An 18374-nucleotide genomic window follows, 5' to 3' on the forward strand; every position below is an offset into this window, starting at 1 on the left:
GTTCAGATCCCCTTCCCGTCGCAGATCGCAACGGCATCCGCCGCATGCCATCCAAGCGACAGCAACTGCCCGATTTCGTAAGGCGCCGAACCGCTGCGGGTCGGATGCGCGGCGACGAGCTGCGGCAGACCCGCCGTCTCCGGCGCGATATAGAGCCGCGTCAGGCTGCCGCTGATCATCACGTCCACGAGCCGGCCGGAGAGCTGGCCGCCCGCCTCGCCCACCACGAGGTTCTGGGGACGCACCATCACCTTGATCGCCTCCCCCGCAGCGAAACGAGAGCCATTGCCGACCGCGCGCGACGGCGCGGCCTGCGCGGCCAGGACGATGTCGAGCCCATCACCGTCGACGCCGCGCACCGTCGCGCTGAGCAGGTTGGACTCGCCGAGGAAGTCGGCGACGAACACCGAGCGCGGCCGGAAGTAGAGATCCTGGGGCGTTCCGAGCTGCTCGATCGCACCGGCGTTCATCAGGCAGATGCGATCCGACATGGTCATCGCCTCTTCCTGATCATGGGTGACGTAGACGATCGTGGTGCCGAGCTCGCGATGGATGCGCTTGATCTCGAGCTGCATCTGGTCGCGCAACTTCTTGTCGAGCGCGCCGAGCGGTTCGTCCATCAGGATGATCGCCGGACGGTAGACGATGCAGCGCGCCAGCGCGATGCGCTGCTGCTGGCCGCCGGACAGTTCGCGCGGATAACGTTTTGCGACGTGCGCCAACCGCACCGTCTCCAGCGCCTCCGCCGTCCGCCTGCGCGCTTCGGCGTCGGTGACCTTCCGCATCTTCAGGGGAAACGCGATATTCTCCTCGATCGTCATGTGCGGGAACAGCGCGTAGTTCTGGAACACGACGCCGATGTCACGCTCATAGGCCGGGCTGTGGGTGACGTCGGCGTCGTCGATCAGGATCCTCCCCTGATCGGGATGGGCGAGACCCGCGATCAGGCTGAGCAGCGTCGTCTTGCCCGATCCGGACGGACCGAGCAGGGTCAGGAATTCGCCCTTGGCAACATCGAGGCTGGTCGGCGCCAGCGCGACGAAGTCGCCATAGCGCTTGCACAGCTCGTGAATGCGCAGGCTCGACGAAACCATGGGCCGCTCCGATCGGTTTGATCCGGTCAAGCCAGGATCCAGCTGTTGAAGCGCTCGATGACGGCGGCCTGGTTGTCGTACCAGAATTTTGCGTCGATCTTCAGCCCGGCCTTGATGTTGTCAGGATAGCTCGGGCAGCTTTTGGCGACCTCCGGCTTAATGTAGTTGAAGGCCTCCGGCTGCGTGAGGCCGGCGGGGAAATATTCGACCAGCGCAGCCTGGCGCTTCGGATCGGACGCGAACTTGATGAACTCGCGGCAGGCATCGGCGTTCGGCGTGCCGGCGAGGATCGACCAATTGTCGGCGCCCCAGACGCCCTGGTTCCAGACGATCTCGACGGGCGCGCCGGCCGCCTGCGCCGACTGCGCGCGCGACACCCAGGTCGGGAGCATGTCGATTTCGCCCGAGGTCAGCATCTGCTCGACCTGTGCACCGCTGGTCCACCACACCGCGACCTGCGACTTGATCTTGTCGAGCGAAGCGAAGGCCTTGTCGAGATCGCACGGATAGACCTGCGCGGTTGGCGCACCGGCGCCCATCAGTGCTTCCTCGATCGTGTCGAACGGATGCTTGCGCACCGAGCGGCGTGCGGGGAAATCCGCCACGTTCCAGAAATCGGCCCAGGACTGCGGCGCCTTGCGGCCCTTGAAGGCGTCGGTGCGATAGGCGAGCACAGTGGTGTAGACGTTGGTGGCGACGCCGTAGGGCGAGGCGTATTCGGCCGGGATCGACTTGATCACCGGCTCGGATTCGAGGCCGTGCTTCTCCAGATATTGCTTGCCGCCGGTGGTCAGGATCTGGATCGCGGGCCAGGAGATCTTGGCCATGTCCCAGCTGTAGTTCTTGGTATCGACCATGGTCTTGATCTGCGCGACCGGCTCGGCATTGGCCTGCACGCCGACCACCTCGATCCCCGTCGCCTCGGTGAAGGGCCGATAATAAACGGCGCCATAGGCCTTGGTGTAGATGCCGCCATCGTCACGCACGACGATGCGCTTGCCCGCGGCGCGGGACGGCGACCAGACGGACGGTGCGGCGAGCGCGACGGCGCCGGCCCCTGCTCCGAGCAGCAAGCGACGGCGGGAAGTGATGATCTTCGGTGCGTTGGTCATGTCAGTCCCCTCTCTAGCGATGTTGCGATGGTCGGCGACGCGGCGGCCGCCCCGGTCGCCGATGACGGCGGCAGAACGCGACCAGGATTGAAGAGGCCAAGCGGGTCGAATGCCTGTTTGACCGCGCGCATCAAGGCGAGCTCGACAGGCGGCTTGTAGCGGGTCATCTCGCCGGTCAGCGTGCGACCGACGCCGTGCTCGGCGCTGAAGGTGCCGCGCAAGGAGCTGGCGACATCGTTCATGGCGCGACGGATTTTCTGCGCGGTGGCGTCGCGCTCCGGCAGCACATCCCATTCGGCGAAGCTGAAGAAGGGGATGAGATGGATGTTGCCGTCGCCCATGTGGCCGACCACGATGAACGGCAGATCCGGCACGATCGCGCGCACGGCCGCCATCGCCTGGTCGATGAAGGCCGGCACGGTCGAGACCGGAACCGCAGTGTCCGAGGTCAGGCCGACGCCGGCCTTCTTGTTGGCTTCCGACACGCTGTGCCGCACCAGCCACATCGCCTTGCGCTGCGCCTCGCTCGAAGCGACGACGCCGTCGCTGACGAGCCCGGCCTCGAGCGCCTGCTCGAGCACCGTCTGCATCGTGGCGGCGAGCTCTGCGGCATCGCCGGTATCGGACAATTCGACGAGAACGTGCCAGGTGTCGATCTCGGCGACCGGACAGCGCCGGCCCGGCACCTGCTCCAGCACGAGCTGGATCTGCTTCGCATTCATCAGCTCGAAGGCGGACAGCCGTGAATTGCAGGCGGCCTGGAACAGGCCGAGCACCTCGAGCGCCTGTTGCGGACCATCGACTGCGAGCCAGGCGACGGCCTCTGCCGTCGGCAGGGGATGCAATTTCAGCACCGCACCGGTGATGATGCCGAGCGTCCCTTCCGAGCCGATGAAGAGATGCTTGAGGTCGTAGCCGGTGTTGTTCTTGCGCAGCGCGTAGAGGCCGTCCCAGACCGACCCGTCCGGCAGAACGACCTCCAGGCCGAGCACATTATCGCGCGTATTGCCGTAGCGCAGCACGCCGGTGCCGCCGGCATTGGTGCCGATATTGCCGCCGATCTGACACGACCCTTCGGCGCCGAGGCTGACCGGATAGAGCCGGCCTGCGGCGGCAGCGGTCTCCTGAATGGTCGCGAGCACACAGCCGGCATCGACCACCATGGTGTTGTTGACGGGATCGAGCGAACGGATGCGGCGCATGCGCGTCAGCGCGACGATGACCGGCGGCTTGCCCTGCTCCGATGGTGTCGCGCCACCGCACAGGCTGGTGTTGCCGCCCTGCGGCAGCACCGGCGTCTCATGCGCGACACAGAGACGGACGATGGAAGCAACCTGCTCCGTGGTCGAGGGCAGCACCGCACAGAGCGCCGGCGCGTGAAAACGGCCGCGCCAATCTTCGGTCAGGCCAGCGAGATCCTCCTCGCGGGTCAGCACGGCCGTGTCGCCCAGCAACTGCTTGAACGCCTCGATCAATGCCATCTACCGGCCTCCGGAACGGGCCGACCCTGGCCCAAGCGGCTTTCGCAAAGTAATCGCAATACGATTACTTCAATCGGATTATGCTGATCATGAATTCGGCGTGACAGAGAGTCAAGCGGGGGTGCGCGTCGCCGCGCTGCTCTGGCCTCAGCCAGGACGACACCGAGGATGTGGGGCGGGCCTGTTCCAACAAGCACCCTCATCGCGAGCGCAATGACGCCGGGAGGCCGCGTGCGGCAAAGCGCAAAAGAAAAAGGCCGGGATTGCTCCCGGCCTTTCGTCGTTATGAGGCGTTGCTTACTGCAGCGAGGCGCGCTTGGGCGGGGTGGCCGGCCACGACTTGATCAGGGTGTCGTAGTCGATCGTTTCGCCCTTCGGCTTCTCGTTGGCGAGCTTGCGCTGCGGAGCAATCGTGCCGTCCTTCTGGGCCTTGGCGAACCAGAACTCGGCCGACTCCTTCTTGTGCAGCTTCGGACCGCAGGCACCCTGCACGCCCGACTTCTCGATGCGCTCCATGACGGAGTCCTGCGCGGCGGCAAGAGCATCCATCGCGGCTTGCGGCGTCTTCGCACCGGACGACGCATCGCCGATGTTCTGCCACCACAACTGGGCGAGCTTCGGATAGTCAGGCACGTTGTTGCCGGTCGGGGTCCACTGCACGCGCGCGGGCGAGCGGTAGAACTCGATCAGACCGCCGAGCTTCGGCGCACGCTCGGTGAACGACTTGTCCCAGATGTCGGATTCACGGATGAAGGTGAGACCGACATGGCTCTTCTTCAGCGACACCGTCTTGGAGACGATGAACTGGAGATACAGCCAGGCTGCCTTGCGGCGATCCGCCGGGGTCGACTTCAGAAGCGTGAGCGAACCCGCGTCCTGGTAGCCGAGCTTCATGCCTTCCTTCCAGTACGAACCGTGCGGCGACGGAGCCATACGCCACTTCGGCGTACCGTCCGCGTTCATCACGGCGATGCCCGGCTTCACCATGTCGGCGGTGAAGGCGGTGTACCAGAACATCTGCTGGGCGATGTTGCCCTGCGCCGGGACCGGACCCGACTCAGAGAACGTCATGCCCTGCGCCTGCGGCGGGGCATACTTCTTCATCCACTCGAGGTACTTGGTGATCGAGTAGACCGCCGCGGGACCGTTGGTGTCGCCACCACGCTCGATCGACGAGCCGACCGGGCGGCAGCCTTCCATGCGGATGCCCCACTCGTCGACCGGCAGACCGTTCGGAATGCCCTTGTCGCCGTTACCCGCCATCGAGAGCCAGGCGTCGGTGAAACGCCAGCCGAGCGACGGGTCCTTCTTGCCATAGTCCATATGGCCGTAGACCTTGACGCCGTTGATCTCCTTGATGTCGTTCGTGAAGAACTCGGCGATATCCTCATACGCCGACCAGTTCACGGGCACGCCGAGATCGTAGCCATACTTGGCCTTGAACTTGGCCTTGTAGTCGGGGTTGGTGAACCAGTCGTAGCGGAACCAATAGAGGTTCGCGAACTGCTGGTCGGGCAGCTGGTAGAGCTTGCCATCCGGCGCGGTGCCGAACGACTTGCCGATGAAGTCGTTGACGTCGAGCATGGGATCGGTGACGTCCTTGCCCTCGCCGGTCATGTAGTCCGACAGCGCGATGGTCTGGCCGTAGCGGAAGTGGGTGCCGATCAGGTCGGAGTCGTTGATCCAGCCGTCATAGACGTTCTTGCCGGACTGCATCTGGGTCTGAAGCTTTTCGACGACGTCACCTTCCTGGATGATGTCGTGCTTGAGCTTGATGCCGGTCAGCTCGGAGAACGCCTTGGCGAGCGTCTGCGACTCGTATTCGTGGGTCGCGATGGTCTCGGAGACGACGTTGATCTCCATGCCCTTGAAAGGCTCGGCGGCCTTCGCGAACCACTCCAACTCCTTCTTCTGGTCGTCCTTCGAAATGGTCGAAGGCTGGAATTCCGCAATCCACTTCTGGATGGCGGCATCGTCGGCGGCGCGAACCGGCGCCGAGGCTGCGAACGCGGTGGCGAGAATGGCCGCGGCGCTCGACACGGTCAGAAAGCTAATCTTGGTCAATGGACCTTTCCTTCTCCTAAACTGTCGCATGTTGTTCCTCCGTTGCAGCGACAAACTTTTATACAGGCCCGGGTTGACCCCGGATCTGGCCGTCCCTTCGCGAGCTTCAAACCGTGCGAAAAATGAGCACGGCCGTCGCCAGCGAAATTCCACTTGCGAGCCACAGGCTCGAAATCTCGATCCCCTCTTCGCCGATCGGCAGCGAGGCGATCGGGTTGGTACCGACCAGGCCGATCCATATCAAATGGATGACGGCAGCCGCGATCAGCGAGATGAATAATCGGTCACCTCGCGTGGTCGGAATGCTGAGCACGCCGACGCGCTCGGCTTCGGGATAGACTGCCGCGAGCCAAGTCATTACCGCGAGCGTGCAGGCGAGCGTGACGAAGAAGATCGCCGTCGGCAGCGTCCAGGCCATCCATGCAATGGATTCCATAAATCCCTCCTACACGCGGCCAAGCGCGAAACCGCGCGCGATGTAATTGCGGACAAACCAGATCACCAGCGCGCCCGGAATGATGGTGAGCACACCAGCAGCCGCCAGCAGGCCCCAATCCATGCCGGCCGCCGACACCGTACGCGTCATGATCGCCGCGATCGGCTTGGTCTGCACCGAGGTCAGCGTCCGCGCCAGCAGCAGCTCGACCCAGGAGAACATGAAGCAGAAGAAGGCGGCGACGCCGATGCCGCTCGCGATCAGCGGCACCAGGATCCGGACGAAGAACCGCGGGAAGGAATAGCCGTCGAGGAAGGCGGTTTCGTCGATCTCGCGCGGCACGCCGGAGACGAAGCCTTCGAGGATCCACACCGCCAGGGGCACGTTGAAGATGCAGTGCGCCAGCGCAACCGCCCACGGCGTATCGAACAGGCCGATCGCCGAGTAGAGGTTGAAGAACGGCAGCGCATAGACCGCCGCCGGAGCCATACGGTTCGACAGCAGCCAGAAGAACAGGTGCTTGTCGCCGAGGAAGCGATAGCGCGAGAACGCGTAGGCCGCGGGCAACGCCACCGAGATCGAGATGAGGGTGTTGAGGATGACGTATTCCAGCGAGTTGATGTAGCCGGAATACCAGCTCTCGTCGGTGAAGATGCGCTTGTAGTGCTGCAGCGTCGGCGCATGCGGCCACAAGGTCATCGTCGAGACGATCTCGGCGTTGGTCTTGAAGCTCATGTTGACGAGCCAGTAGATCGGCAACAGCAGGAAGATCAGGAACAGCCCCATGATGAGGCGGCGGCCGGGGATCGAGTGCATCACGCCGCTCCTTCCTGGGGTTTGCGTTCATTGCCGGCATTGGTCATGACGGTGTAGAAGATCCAGCAGACGATCAGGATGATCAGATTGTAGACCAGCGAGAGCGCCGCTGCCTTGCCGAGGTCGAACTGGCCGAGCGCGATCTTGACGAGCTCGATCGAGACGAAGGTGGTCGAGTTGCCGGGCCCGCCGCCGGTGACGACGAACGGCTCGGTGTAGATCATGAAGCTGTCCATGAAGCGCAGCAGCACGGCGATCAGCAGCACGCGGTTCATCTTCGGCAACTGGATCGCCTTGAACACAGCCCAGCGCGAAGCGCCGTCGATCTGCGCGGCCTGGTAGTAGGCCTCCGGAATCGACTTCAGGCCGGCATAGCAGAGCAGCGCGACGAGGCTGGTCCAATGCCAGACGTCCATCACGATAACGGTGACCCAGGCATCGACGGCGTTGGACACGTAATTGTAGTCGAAGCCCATCGCATTGAGCGTATAGCCGAGCAGGCCGATGTCGGGCCGGCCAAAGATCTGCCAGATCGTGCCGACCACGTTCCACGGAATCAGCAGCGGCAGCGCGAGGGTGACGAGGCAGGCCGCGACCGTCCAGCCGTCACGTGGCATCGACAGCGCCACCACGATGCCGAGCGGCACCTCGATCGCAAGGATCACCAGCGAGAAGAACAGGTTGCGGCCGAGCGAGGCCAGGAAGCGGCCGCCGAGATCGGTCGAGGGATCGAGCAATTCCTTGAACCAGCCGACGCCATTCCAGAAGAACTGGTTGTTGCCGAAGGTGTCCTGCATCGAATAGTTCACCACCGTCATCAGCGGCAGGACCGCCGAGAAGGCGACGACCAGGAACACCGGCAGCACCAGGAACCAGGCTTTTTGGTTGATGGTCTTGTCCATCAGGCGGCTCCTTCCACCAGAAGGCTGTCGGCGTAGACGTGGATGTGCGCCGGATCGAATTTCAGCCCGGCGGTACCGTCGGAGCTGGTGAAGCCAGCCGGTGCCCGTGCCGCGAGCTTGGCATCGCCCAGACGCGCGCGCGCGAAGCGAATGCGGCCGAGATCGTCGATGCGCTCGATCCTGGCAGTGAGCAGGCCGGACGCGGGCGCGACGACCTCGACGAACTCCGGACGCACGCCGATCTCGATCTTGGCGCCTGCGGGAAGATTGTCGTAGCTGCGGTTCAGCGCAATGACATGGCCGTCGATCCGCGCCTCGCGTCCCTTCACTTCCGCCGGCAGGATGTTCATGCCGGGCGAGCCGATGAAATAGCCGACGAAGGTGTGCGCCGGCTTGTCGAACAGCTCGGCCGGCGTGCCGCTCTGCACCACGCGGCCGTCATGCATGACGACGACGGTGTCGGCGAAGGTCAGCGCCTCGGTCTGGTCGTGGGTGACGTAGATCATCGTGAGGTCGAGCTCGCGATGCAGCGCCTTCAGCTTGGAGCGGAGCTGCCATTTCAGCTCGGGATCGATCACCGTCAGCGGCTCGTCGAACAGCACGGCGGCAACATCGGAGCGGACGAGGCCGCGGCCGAGCGAGATTTTCTGCTTGGCGTCGGCGGTCAGCCGGGTTGCCTTGCGGTTCAGATGGGGCTCGAGGTCGAGCAGGCGCCCGATCTCTGCGACGCGCTTGTCGATCTCGGCCTTCGGCACGCCGCGATTCTTCAACGGAAACGCCAGGTTCTGCCCCACTGTCATGGTGTCGTAGATCACCGGGAACTGGAACACCTGGGCGATGTTGCGCTTCTGGGTTGACAGCGGTGTGATGTCCTGGCCGTCAAACAGGATTTTCCCCCGCGACGGCGTGATGATGCCGGAGATGACGTTGAGCAGCGTGGTCTTGCCGCAGCCGCTTGGTCCGAGCAGCGCATAAGCGCCACCCTGCCGCCAGGTCATGGTCACCGGCTTCAGCGCAAAGGTTTCCTGCGGGGCATCATTGCCGCCGTAGGAGTGGGCGAGATCGACGAGGTCAATGCGGGCCATATCGCACCTCCCTCACGAGCCGGGTGCCGCGACGAGGCGATCAGCCGCATCGAAGACGAAGACATCGTTGGGATCGAGCACGGCGTCGATGGTCTGGCCGGGCTCGAACTCGTGCACGCCGTGCAGCACCGCAACCCAGTTCGATCCGTCGCGGGTCAAATGCACGAAACTCTCCGAACCGGTGATCTCGGTCACCGTCACCGTGGCATGGAAGGCGTGGCGGTCTGCCTGACCGTTGGCGAGCGCAAGCTGATGCGCGCGAAAGCCGACGCGATAGGCGCCGTCGGCAAGCGAGGAATAGAGACCCGAGGCCGGCGACGGGGTGCCGCCGGCATATTGCACGGAGCCATTCTTCTTCTCGATGCCGACGAGGTTGAGCGGCGGATCGGAGAACACCTGCGCGACGCGCATCGTCTGCGGCCGGCGGTAGACGTTGGTGGTCTCGCCGATCTGGAGCGCCTGGCCCTCCCACATGCAGACCGTGTTGCCGCCGAGCAGCAGCGCCTCGGTCGGCTCTGTCGTAGCATAGACGAAGATCGCGCCGGACGCCTCGAAGATGCGCGGCAGCTCGGCGCGCAGCTCCTCGCGCAGCTTGTAGTCGAGATTGGCGAGCGGCTCGTCGAGCAGCACGAGGTCCGCGCCCTTCACCAGCGCACGTGCCATCGCGGTGCGCTGCTGCTGGCCGCCGGAAAGCTGGAGCGGCGTGCGCTTCAGGAACGGCTCGAGCCGGAGCAGCCGGGCGGCTTCCGCCACGCGCGTCTCGATCTCCTCGCGCGGCTTGCCCTGCACGCGGAGCGGCGAAGCGATGTTCTCATAGACCGTGAGCGAGGGGTAATTGATGAACTGCTGATAGACCATCGCAACCGAACGCTGGCGCACATCGACGCCGGTGACGTCCTTGCCGTTGACGAGCACCTTCCCCGTGGTCGGCTTGTCGAGACCGGCGAGCAGCCGCATGATCGAGGTCTTGCCCGACAGCGTCGGGCCGAGCAACACGTTGAGCGTGCCGCTCTCCAGCGTCAGCGAGACGTCGCGAATGTGCGGGACCCCGTCGACGGTCCGGGTCACATGATCGAGTGTCACGCTCATGAGCGTCCTCCTGCTTCCAGCAGTGGACTTTGCGACACGACGTGGGTCCTGATCCAGTCGTCCAGAGTGGCAATTTGGTCGGCAGATAGTCGCAGGCCGAGCTTGGAGCGGCGCCAGACGATATCCTCGGCGGTCACCGCCCATTCGTTGGTCATCAGGTAGCGAACCTCGCGTTCGGTCAGAGTTGCGCCAAAGGCCTGGCCGAGATCGGCGGCCGATTTGGCGTCGCCGAGCAATTTGATGGCGCGGGTACCATAGGCGCGCGCGAGACGTCGCGCATGCTCATGGCTGAGGAAGGGATAGCCGCGCTGGAGCTCGCCGATCAGGCCGTCGACGGCCGACACGTCCATGTCGCCGCCCGGCAGGGGCCATTTGCCGGTCCAGCCCTCGCGCGCCTTCGCGCTGCGAAGATAGGGCGCGAGCCGTTCCAGCGCCTCTTCGGCGAGGCGGCGATAGGTCGTGATCTTGCCGCCATAGATCGACAGCAGCGGCGAGCCACCGGGCGTGTCGAGCTCGAACACGTAGTCGCGGGTCGCGGCCTTGGCTTCGCTGGCGCCATCGTCATAAAGCGGACGCACGCCGGAATAGGTCCAGACCACGTCCTCCGGCGTCACGGGCTTGGCGAGATATTCGCTCGCGGCGGCGCAGAGATATTGGATCTCCTCCGCCGTCGCCTTCACCTTGGCGGGATCGCCGTCATAGTCGCGGTCGGTGGTGCCGATCAGTGTGAAGTCATCCTGATAGGGAATGACGAAGATGATGCGGCCGTCGGCGTTCTGGAACATGTAGGCGCGGTCGTGGTCGTAGAGCTTCTTGACCACGATGTGCGAGCCCTGCACCAGGCGCACTTTGGCTTTCGCGTTGACGCCGGCACCGCGGCCGAGCACGTCCTCGACCCAGGGGCCGCCGGCATTGACCAGCGCGCGGGCCTGGATCTGCGAGCGCGCACCGGTCAGCGTGTCGACCATGCTGACGGTCCAGACGCCGTCGGACTGCTTGATATCCGTCGCACGGGTCCGGGTACGAATCTCGGCGCCCTTGTCGGCGGCGTCGCGCGCATTGAGCACGACGAGCCGGGCGTCATCGACGAAGCAGTCGGAATACTCGAAGGCGCGGCTATAGCGATTCGGGATCAGCGGACGGCCGACCTCGTCGCGCCTGAGATCGAGCGAGCGGGTCGCCGGCAGCAAATGACGACCGCCGATATGATCGTAGAGAAAGAGGCCAAGGCGCAGCAGCCAGGCCGGACGCAGGCCAGCGTGATGCGGCAGAACGAAACGTAAGGGGCGGATGATGTGGGGCGCGATGCCCCAAAGAATCTCGCGCTCGATCAACGCCTCGCGGACCAGCCGAAACTCGTAATATTCGAGATAGCGCAGGCCACCATGGACCAGCTTGGTCGACCAGGACGACGTCCCGCTCGCCAGATCGTTCATTTCGCACAGGAAAACAGTGTTCCCGCGGCCCACGGCATCGCGCGCGATGCCGCAACCGTTAACACCGCCTCCAATGATGGCGAGGTCGAAAATACGCTCCAACAGACGCATCCCCCGGCGACCACTCGTTCCGTCGAGTGGTTACTTTCGTTTTTGATTAGATCACACCGAAAAACGAAAGCAAGACGAAAGAGAGGGGAAAGGAAGCGAAAGAGGAACTTTTTTGGTGGGCAATTCGCCGTCGAAATGAGCGCTTAGGATGGTGATCTGGGGTGCAGTAGCGCGCTTGAATCAGCACTTCGAACATATATAGTCATAATAGTCATATTGGTTGTAAACGACATGACAGAGCACACCACAGCCCCCAAATCGCCGACCGATACTTGGACGCTTGCCAATGCCAAGGCGCGCCTGTCTGAGGTTGTCGATCGTGCCCAGACTGGTCCCCAGATCATTACCCGTCATGGCAAACCCAATGCGGTGGTCGTTTCTGCTGACGAATGGGCACGTAAGACCGCGCGCAAAGGCACGCTCGCCGAATTCCTGCTGGCGTCGCCGCTGCGCGGTGCCGAGCTCGAGCTGGAGCGCATGCGGGATGAACCACGCGACGAAATGCCGTGAACCTGCTCCTCGACACCAATGTGCTGTCGGAGGTTCAGCGACCAGTACCTTCTCCAAAAGTTCTGGCGTGGCTCGACACGGTCGATGAGGATCGTGCGTTCATCAGCGTTGCTTCGATTGCCGAGCTTCGCCGCGGCGTTGCGCTGCTGGACGACGGCCGTCGACGCGTCGCGCTGACCGCCTGGCTTAGCCATGATTTGCCGGCTCGGTTTGCAGAGCGCATCCTGCCGATCGATCATACTGTGGCCGAGCGCTGGGGTGATCTGATGGCGCAGAGCCGTCGCAGCGGCATCGCGCTGTCGGTGATGGACGGGTTCTTCGCGGCAACAGCCCTCGCCCAAAATCTCACGCTCGTAACGCGCAACATGAAGAACTTCGCGGCATTTGGCGTCCCCCTGCTCAATCCGTGGGACGCCGCGTAGGCCGCTAGCGCAGCCGCACGACCGGCGCGGCTTCAGGCGCGGCGTCCTGCGCTTCGGCCTGAGCGTCATCGATGTCGCTCGCCCCCTTCGGCATCGCCGCCATCACCTCGATGCCCTTGCTGTGGCAGATAGTGGCGAGGCGCTCGGGCAGTTCCTGATCGGTGACGAAGGTCTGGATCTGGCTGATATGGGCGATGCGGACCGGCGCGCTGCGGCGAAGCTTTGTGGAATCGGCCACCAGCATGACGCTGCGGGCATTGGCGATGATGGCCTGCGCCACCTGCACCTCGCGGTAGTCGAAGTCGAGCAGCGCGCCCTCCTCGTCGATCGCGGACGCGCCGATGATGGCGTAGTCGACCTTGAACTGGCCGATCAGCTGCGTTGCGGTCGAGCCGACCACGGCGCCGTCGGCGCGCCGCACCGTGCCGCCGGCCACCACCACCTCGATGCGGGGATGGCGGTAGAGCAGCATGGCGACGTTGAGGTTGTTGGTGATGACGAGGAGATCTTCGTGCGAGGTCAGGGCGCTCGCGACCTCCTCCGTCGTGGTGCCGATGTTGATGAAGAGCGAGCAACCGTTCGGGATCAGCGATGCGGCCGCAGCGCCGATCGCCTTCTTCTCGTCGGCAGCGACGAAGCGGCGCGCCTCATAGGCGAGATTTTCGACGCCCGAGGCGATGATCGCGCCACCATGGACGCGGGTCAGCGAACGGCGTTCGCAGAGATCGTTGAGGTCCTTGCGGATGGTTTGCGCCGAGACTTCGAACCGGCGCGCCAGCTCCTCGACCATGACGCGGCCGGAGGCGCGGGCGATGTTGAGAATTTCAGCTTGGCGATGGGTCAATCCGGTCACGGCAATGGCCTCAAATCAGAGCAGTGCATGGTGCGGCGGTTCGCGCGCGTGGTCAATGCGCGTGCCGATCACGGTTAATGGATGAAACCCTCACCACCCATCGCAGCTGCGAGCCGCGCGAGCAGCCCGGGATCGTCGAAGGCGCTGGCGGAAGCGACCGCGCCGGCCCCAACAAGGTCAGCATGGCTGAGGCTGGTCCGGATGCCGATAGTCGGAATGCCGGCAGCCGTGGCCGACTGCACGCCGGAACGGGAATCCTCGAAGGCAATCGAGGCAGCCGCGCTGGCGCCGACGAAACGCAAGCCCTCCTGATAGGGCAATGGATGCGGCTTGCCGTGCGGCAACTCGTCGCCGATCACGAGCGTCCTGAAGCGGTGCGTGATGCCGAGGCCGGAGAGCAGCAGCTCGGCATTGAGACGCGGCGCATTGGTGACGGCCACCATGGGAATGCCGGCCGCGTCCGCGCGGTCGAGCAGCGCCATCAGGCCCGGCAACGGCTCGATCTGTCCCGCGACGAGCGTACGGAACACTTCTTCCTTCTCGCCGAGAATCGCGGTGCGCCGTTCCGACGTTTCATTGGGCAGAAAGCGCTCGCCGATCGACACATTGGCGAAGCCCTGCAGCTCCCTGGAGAAGCGCGCGTGGTCGAAGACATGACCGTGAGGACCGAGCACCTGGTTGAACGCCTTCAGATGCAGCGGGTCGGTATTGGCAAGCGTGCCGTCGATATCGAACAACAATGCCTTGCCGAGAGTCTCGATCATGTCCGTACTTTCCTGAATGCGCCACGCATCAATGCTGAAGACGTATCAATAGAGCCCCGCGCGCGCAATAACGCATGCGGATGACGATCACGCGCCACTCGACAAAGCTACCCGTGGCTGTAACACTCCATACAAGATCAAAAAGGAGGAAACGATGACGATCAACCGACGCGATCTGGCTCTCTCGACTCTTGCCGTTCCAGCTCTCGCCGTCTCCGCGCTTGCGCTCTCGACACCGGCGCTCGCGGCTTCAGCGGACGAAGAAGCCGTGGCGAAGCAGGTCGAGGCCTTCCGCCTCGCCCAGATCGCGGCCGACCCGAAGGCGCTCGGCGCGCTTTGCTGGGACGATCTCAGCTACAGCCATTCCAACGGCAAGGTCGAAGACAAGGCGACCTTCATCACCAACGCCACCGACGGCAAATCGAAGTTTCTGTCGATCGCCTATCAGGACCCGACCATCAAGGTGGTCGGCCCCACCGCGATCGTGCGCTTCCACTGGGTCGCGGAACAGGAGATGGCGGCCGATGGGAAAAAAGTGCCGACCAACCTTCACATCCTGATGAACTGGCAGAAGCAGGGCGACGCGTGGAAGCTGTTGTCGCGCGCCGCGACGAAATTGTGATCAACGCCATCGTTCCGGGACGCGCGCAGCACACCGCTGCAACACTCGCGACAAGATCAAGAAGGAGGAAATGATGACGATTAATCGCGATCATGCTGCAGCGGCGGATCATGAGGCAGTGGCAAGAAATGTCGAGGCATTTCGCCTCGCCCAGATCGCGGCTGATCCGAAGGCGCTCAGCGTGCTGTGCTCGGACGATCTGAGCTACAGCCATTCCAGCGGCTTCCTCGAGGACAAGGCGGCCTTCATCGCCAACGCCACCGACGGCAAAACGGAATTCCTGTCGATCGCGTACAAGGATCCGACCATCAAGATCGTCGGCCCCGCCGCGATCGTGCGCTTCCACTGGATGGCCGAGATGATGACCGACGGAAAGAAAGTGGCAAACAGCCTTCACATCCTGATGAACTGGCTGAAGCAGGGCGACGAGTGGAAGCTCTTGTCCCGTTCCGCAACGAAATTGTGATGCTCTACTTACCCTCTCCCCTTGCGGGAGAGGGTGGCTCGCCGCCCCGCGCTTCGCGCCACCTTCTCCCACAAGGGTGAAGGAAAGTGCAGCGGTATCAAGGGCTGCAAAATTTTCCGACCACGCTTTGCGCGTCAGAACATGACCACAGCGGCTACGCCGCCTCTCTCACATCACCGTTAACCAGCTTACGCGCAGCGCGCTCGGCTTCGCGTGCGTTGCGGAAGAGCTGGCCTTCGAGGCGATTGAACTGATGCGACGAGGCGAAGAAGCAGTAGCCGCCTTGACCGCGAACGACGATGCCCGCGGTCTCTGAATTCACTTCGATGATGTAGCTGTCCGGCATGGCCCGTGGATTCCTCAGTGCGGGCGAATAACGGCATCCCTCCCCGAAAGTTCCTCGGGCAAATCAGCCGGTTTTCACCCCGAATCGACGCGTCATTGAGTACGCCGGGACCTCATCCGTTTTGTGACTGGTTGTTGGCAAAGGCGCGACGCGATGACTTAGTCATGCCGCGTTTCTTAACACCGCACGTCTTCGTGAGATGAGGCGCAAAGCCGCGCGTGATTACGTCGCGATCGGTGGAGCGTCGCGCTGGATCGCTTGCGGATGGCCGTTATCGTCGATCGAGACGTAGGTGAAATTGCCGTCGGTCACGAGGATCGGCTGCAGCTCACGCCGCCGCAACGCCCAGGCTTCGAGATGAACGGTCATCGAGGTACGGCCGACGCGCACCAGATTGGCGTAGACCGAGACGAGATCGCCGACATAGACCGCCTTGCGAAAGTTCATCGCGTCGATCGCGACCGTGACGGTGCGCGACTTCGCGACCTTCGATGCAAACACGCCGCCGCCGACATCCATCTGGCTGAGCAGCCAGCCACCGAAAATGTCGCCATTGGCATTGGTGTCGGCGGGCATCGCCAGCGTGCGGATGCAGAGATCGCCGTTCGGCTCGATGTCGGACTTTTCAGTCATGCAGGTCTCACTTAGAAGGTCTCACTTGGAAAGGCTCACTTGAAATTGTCCCAGCCCGGATCGGGCGCGAAGCGCTCGCCGAATCGCTCGGCCAGCGCGCGCATGGTGGATACAATATTTTCCACGCCGCGCGTGCGCGCATAGTTCAGGGGACCGCCGCGGAACGGCGCGTAACCGGTGCCGAAGATCATGGCGCCGTCGACCGCATCGGGATCGTCGACGATGCCTTCACGCAGGCAAGCGACGCAGACATTGGACATCGGCAGCACCAGGCGGTCGATCATCTGGTCGGTGACGCGCGGACCGGTCTCGGGCAATGGCGCCTTCTCCGCCTTGCCGTCCTTCCAGGTGTAGAAACCCTTCCCGGTCTTGCGGCCGAGCTCGCCCTTGGCGACCTTCTCGCGCAGCCAAGCCGGCGTCGGCGGCAGCAGATCGCCGAATTTCGTGCGCAGCATGTCGCCGACCGCAAGGCAGATATCGAGCCCGACCTGGTCGGCCAGCTCGATCGGCCCCATCGGCATGCCGAACTGTTCTGCCGCCGCATCGATCAGGCGCTGGTCGGTCTTTTCGTCCAGCATCACCATGGCTTCGAGCATATAGGGCGTCAGCGCGCGGTTGACGAGGAAGCCGGGCGAGCTCTTCACCGACAATGGCAGGCGGTCGATCGCACCGACGAAGGCGAGCGCTTCCTTCAGCACCTGCGCATCGTTGCCGTCATGGCTGACGATTTCGACCAGCTGCAGCCGCGAGACCGGGTTGAAGAAGTGCAGGCCGACGAGCCGCTCCGGCCGCGTCAGCGTGGTGCGGAGATCCTGAAGCGGAATGCTCGACGTGTTGGTCGCAAGGATCGCGCCCGGCTTCATCTTCGGCTCAAGGCCGGCATAGACCTTTTGCTTGAGCTCGAGCTTCTCGGGCACCGCCTCGATGATGAGATCGGCGTTGCGAACGCCCTCCCCGTCCATGTCGGGGATCAGCCGATCGAGTGCGTCGCGCACCTCGGTCGGCTTGCGGATGATCTTGCCGTAGAGCTCGGCCGCACGCTTCACCGCGCCCGCGATCGGCTCGGCCTTCATGTCGGCCAGCGAGACACACAGCCCCTGCCCGGCTACCCAAGCCGCGATATCGCCGCCCATGGCACCGGCGCCGATGACATGAACGTGCTTGACCGTGCTGCCGGAGCCGGCAGCCTTCTTCATCTGCTCGCGCAGGAAGAACACGCGGATCAGATTTTGCGCGGTCGGCGTCACCATCAATTTGGCGAAGGACGCCTGCTCCGCCTTCAGCATCGCGGCCTTGCTGCCGCCATGCGTCTCCCAGAGATCGATCAGCGCGTAAGGCGCCGGATAGTGCTCGCGCGGCGCGGCCTTCGCCGCCTCGGAGCGCATGCGTTTGGCAAGCAGCCCGCGCACGGGGCCGAGATTGGCCGCGCGGGCGAGAAGGCCGGGCTTGGCCCGCTTCAGGCGGCCGAACAGCACGTCCTTCACCGCGCCACGGACGTGACGCTCCTGCGTCACGGTATTGACGAGGCCGAGCGATTTGGCGCGGCGCGCATCGATGGTGCGGCCGGTGAGCATCAGTGCCATCGACTGGGTCGGATTGACCAGCGCGGTGAAGCGCGCGGTGCCGCCGAGGCCGGGATGCAGGCCGAGCATCACCTCCGGGAAGCCGAAGCGCGCGCCGTCGACGGCAATGCGCGACTGGCAGGCAAGCGCAACCTCGAGCCCACCGCCGAGGCAGAAGCCGTGGATGACCGCGACCGTCGGCAGCTTGAGCGCTTCCAGATGATCCACCACCGCATGCGCGGCGCGGATGCGCGTCTCCACCAACTCCGGATCACTCGCGCCACGGAATTCGTTGACGTCGGCGCCGGCGATGAAGCCGGACGGCTTTGCCGAGCGGATCACGAGGCCTGCCGGACGCTCGGTCTCGATCGCCGCGAGCGCGGCGTCGAACTCCTCCATCACGTCGGCGGACAGCGTGTTGGCGCTTGTCTCGGCGCGATCGAACAGCAGCCAGGCGACGCCGTCGGCATCGCGCGTCAGCTTGAAGTTCTTGTACGGACCGTCGGCGGCAGGCTTGGGCCCGAGCTCGAGCACGCGGTCCCCGAGTGCGGTCATGATCTTCGAATCCAT

General features: G+C 64.0%; 19 protein-coding genes. 4 read left to right on the forward strand and 15 right to left on the reverse strand.

Annotated elements, in window-relative coordinates; translation table 11 throughout:
- Positions 1 to 2 precede the first annotated feature (2 nt).
- The 10 genes from QA645_RS34485 to glpD form a co-directional block, all read right to left on the reverse strand.
- A complete protein-coding gene (locus QA645_RS34485) occupies positions 3 to 1094 on the reverse strand; it encodes an ABC transporter ATP-binding protein (protein WP_254129267.1) in 1092 nt (363 codons plus the stop codon).
- A 26-nt stretch (positions 1095 to 1120) separates the two neighbouring features.
- On the reverse strand, positions 1121 to 2206 hold the full coding sequence (locus tag QA645_RS34490) for an ABC transporter substrate-binding protein (protein WP_283045681.1): 1086 nt from the start codon (positions 2204 to 2206) through the stop codon (positions 1121 to 1123).
- Complete coding sequence (locus QA645_RS34495; protein WP_283045682.1) at positions 2203 to 3687, reverse strand: FAD-binding oxidoreductase; 1485 nt, start codon at positions 3685 to 3687, stop codon at positions 2203 to 2205. Before QA645_RS34495 ends, QA645_RS34490 begins: the two co-directional genes overlap by 4 nt.
- A gap of 297 nt (positions 3688 to 3984) precedes the next feature.
- Positions 3985 to 5781 (reverse strand): ABC transporter substrate-binding protein, encoded by a 1797-nt coding sequence (locus QA645_RS34500; protein ID WP_212297500.1) that lies wholly within the window; start codon positions 5779 to 5781, stop codon positions 3985 to 3987.
- Between the two features lie 76 nt (positions 5782 to 5857).
- Positions 5858 to 6187, reverse strand: a complete 330-nt coding sequence (locus QA645_RS34505) for a DUF2160 domain-containing protein (RefSeq protein ID WP_283045683.1) — start codon at positions 6185 to 6187, stop codon at positions 5858 to 5860.
- 9 nt (positions 6188 to 6196) lie between these two features.
- The gene (locus QA645_RS34510) at positions 6197 to 7003 is read right to left on the reverse strand and encodes a carbohydrate ABC transporter permease (RefSeq protein ID WP_283045684.1); all 807 of its coding nucleotides are present in this window, start codon (positions 7001 to 7003) and stop codon (positions 6197 to 6199) included.
- Positions 7003 to 7905: a sugar ABC transporter permease gene (locus tag QA645_RS34515; protein ID WP_283045685.1), complete on the reverse strand. Its 903-nt coding sequence runs from the start codon at positions 7903 to 7905 to the stop codon at positions 7003 to 7005. Before QA645_RS34515 ends, QA645_RS34510 begins: the two co-directional genes overlap by 1 nt.
- Positions 7905 to 8990 (reverse strand): ABC transporter ATP-binding protein, encoded by a 1086-nt coding sequence (locus QA645_RS34520; RefSeq protein WP_283045686.1) that lies wholly within the window; start codon positions 8988 to 8990, stop codon positions 7905 to 7907. The genes QA645_RS34515 and QA645_RS34520 overlap by 1 nt, the downstream gene beginning before the upstream one ends.
- Positions 8991 to 9002: 12 nt before the next feature.
- A complete protein-coding gene (locus QA645_RS34525) occupies positions 9003 to 10079 on the reverse strand; it encodes an ABC transporter ATP-binding protein (RefSeq protein WP_254129261.1) in 1077 nt (358 codons plus the stop codon).
- Positions 10076 to 11626, reverse strand: coding sequence for a glycerol-3-phosphate dehydrogenase (gene glpD, locus QA645_RS34530; protein WP_283045687.1), 1551 nt, complete (start codon positions 11624 to 11626; stop codon positions 10076 to 10078). The genes QA645_RS34525 and glpD overlap by 4 nt, the downstream gene beginning before the upstream one ends.
- A gap of 231 nt (positions 11627 to 11857) precedes the next feature.
- Between glpD and QA645_RS34535 the strand changes: the two genes are divergently transcribed.
- Together QA645_RS34535 and QA645_RS34540 are read left to right on the forward strand one after the other, a co-directional pair.
- Positions 11858 to 12136, forward strand: a complete 279-nt coding sequence (locus QA645_RS34535; RefSeq protein WP_283045688.1) for a type II toxin-antitoxin system Phd/YefM family antitoxin — start codon at positions 11858 to 11860, stop codon at positions 12134 to 12136.
- The gene (locus QA645_RS34540) at positions 12133 to 12558 is read left to right on the forward strand and encodes a type II toxin-antitoxin system VapC family toxin (protein WP_283045689.1); all 426 of its coding nucleotides are present in this window, start codon (positions 12133 to 12135) and stop codon (positions 12556 to 12558) included. Before QA645_RS34535 ends, QA645_RS34540 begins: the two co-directional genes overlap by 4 nt.
- Before the next feature lie 4 nt (positions 12559 to 12562).
- Here the strand turns inward: QA645_RS34540 and QA645_RS34545 are convergent, their stop codons facing one another.
- Positions 12563 to 13411, reverse strand: coding sequence for a DeoR/GlpR family DNA-binding transcription regulator (locus QA645_RS34545; RefSeq protein ID WP_254129257.1), 849 nt, complete (start codon positions 13409 to 13411; stop codon positions 12563 to 12565).
- A gap of 74 nt (positions 13412 to 13485) precedes the next feature.
- The gene (locus tag QA645_RS34550) at positions 13486 to 14175 is read right to left on the reverse strand and encodes an HAD-IA family hydrolase (protein WP_283045690.1); all 690 of its coding nucleotides are present in this window, start codon (positions 14173 to 14175) and stop codon (positions 13486 to 13488) included.
- A 154-nt stretch (positions 14176 to 14329) separates the two neighbouring features.
- Here QA645_RS34550 and QA645_RS34555 point away from each other — a divergent pair, with 154 nt between their 5' ends.
- Positions 14330 to 14797 carry a nuclear transport factor 2 family protein gene (locus QA645_RS34555; RefSeq protein WP_283045691.1) on the forward strand — a complete coding sequence of 156 codons (468 nt, stop codon included), beginning with the start codon at positions 14330 to 14332 and terminating at the stop codon, positions 14795 to 14797.
- 55 nt (positions 14798 to 14852) lie between these two features.
- Positions 14853 to 15263 carry a nuclear transport factor 2 family protein gene (locus QA645_RS34560; protein ID WP_254196171.1) on the forward strand — a complete coding sequence of 137 codons (411 nt, stop codon included), beginning with the start codon at positions 14853 to 14855 and terminating at the stop codon, positions 15261 to 15263.
- A gap of 154 nt (positions 15264 to 15417) precedes the next feature.
- Here the strand turns inward: QA645_RS34560 and QA645_RS34565 are convergent, their stop codons facing one another.
- The 3 genes from QA645_RS34565 to QA645_RS34575 form a co-directional block, all read right to left on the reverse strand.
- Positions 15418 to 15609 carry a hypothetical protein gene (locus tag QA645_RS34565; RefSeq protein ID WP_237866489.1) on the reverse strand — a complete coding sequence of 64 codons (192 nt, stop codon included), beginning with the start codon at positions 15607 to 15609 and terminating at the stop codon, positions 15418 to 15420.
- A 222-nt stretch (positions 15610 to 15831) separates the two neighbouring features.
- On the reverse strand, positions 15832 to 16242 hold the full coding sequence (locus QA645_RS34570; RefSeq protein WP_283045692.1) for an acyl-CoA thioesterase: 411 nt from the start codon (positions 16240 to 16242) through the stop codon (positions 15832 to 15834).
- A 35-nt stretch (positions 16243 to 16277) separates the two neighbouring features.
- Positions 16278 to 18374 carry a 3-hydroxyacyl-CoA dehydrogenase NAD-binding domain-containing protein gene (locus QA645_RS34575; protein WP_283045693.1) on the reverse strand — a complete coding sequence of 699 codons (2097 nt, stop codon included), beginning with the start codon at positions 18372 to 18374 and terminating at the stop codon, positions 16278 to 16280.

The organism is Bradyrhizobium sp. CIAT3101, assembly GCF_029714945.1.
In the GTDB taxonomy this organism is placed as follows: Bacteria; Pseudomonadota; Alphaproteobacteria; order Rhizobiales; family Xanthobacteraceae; genus Bradyrhizobium.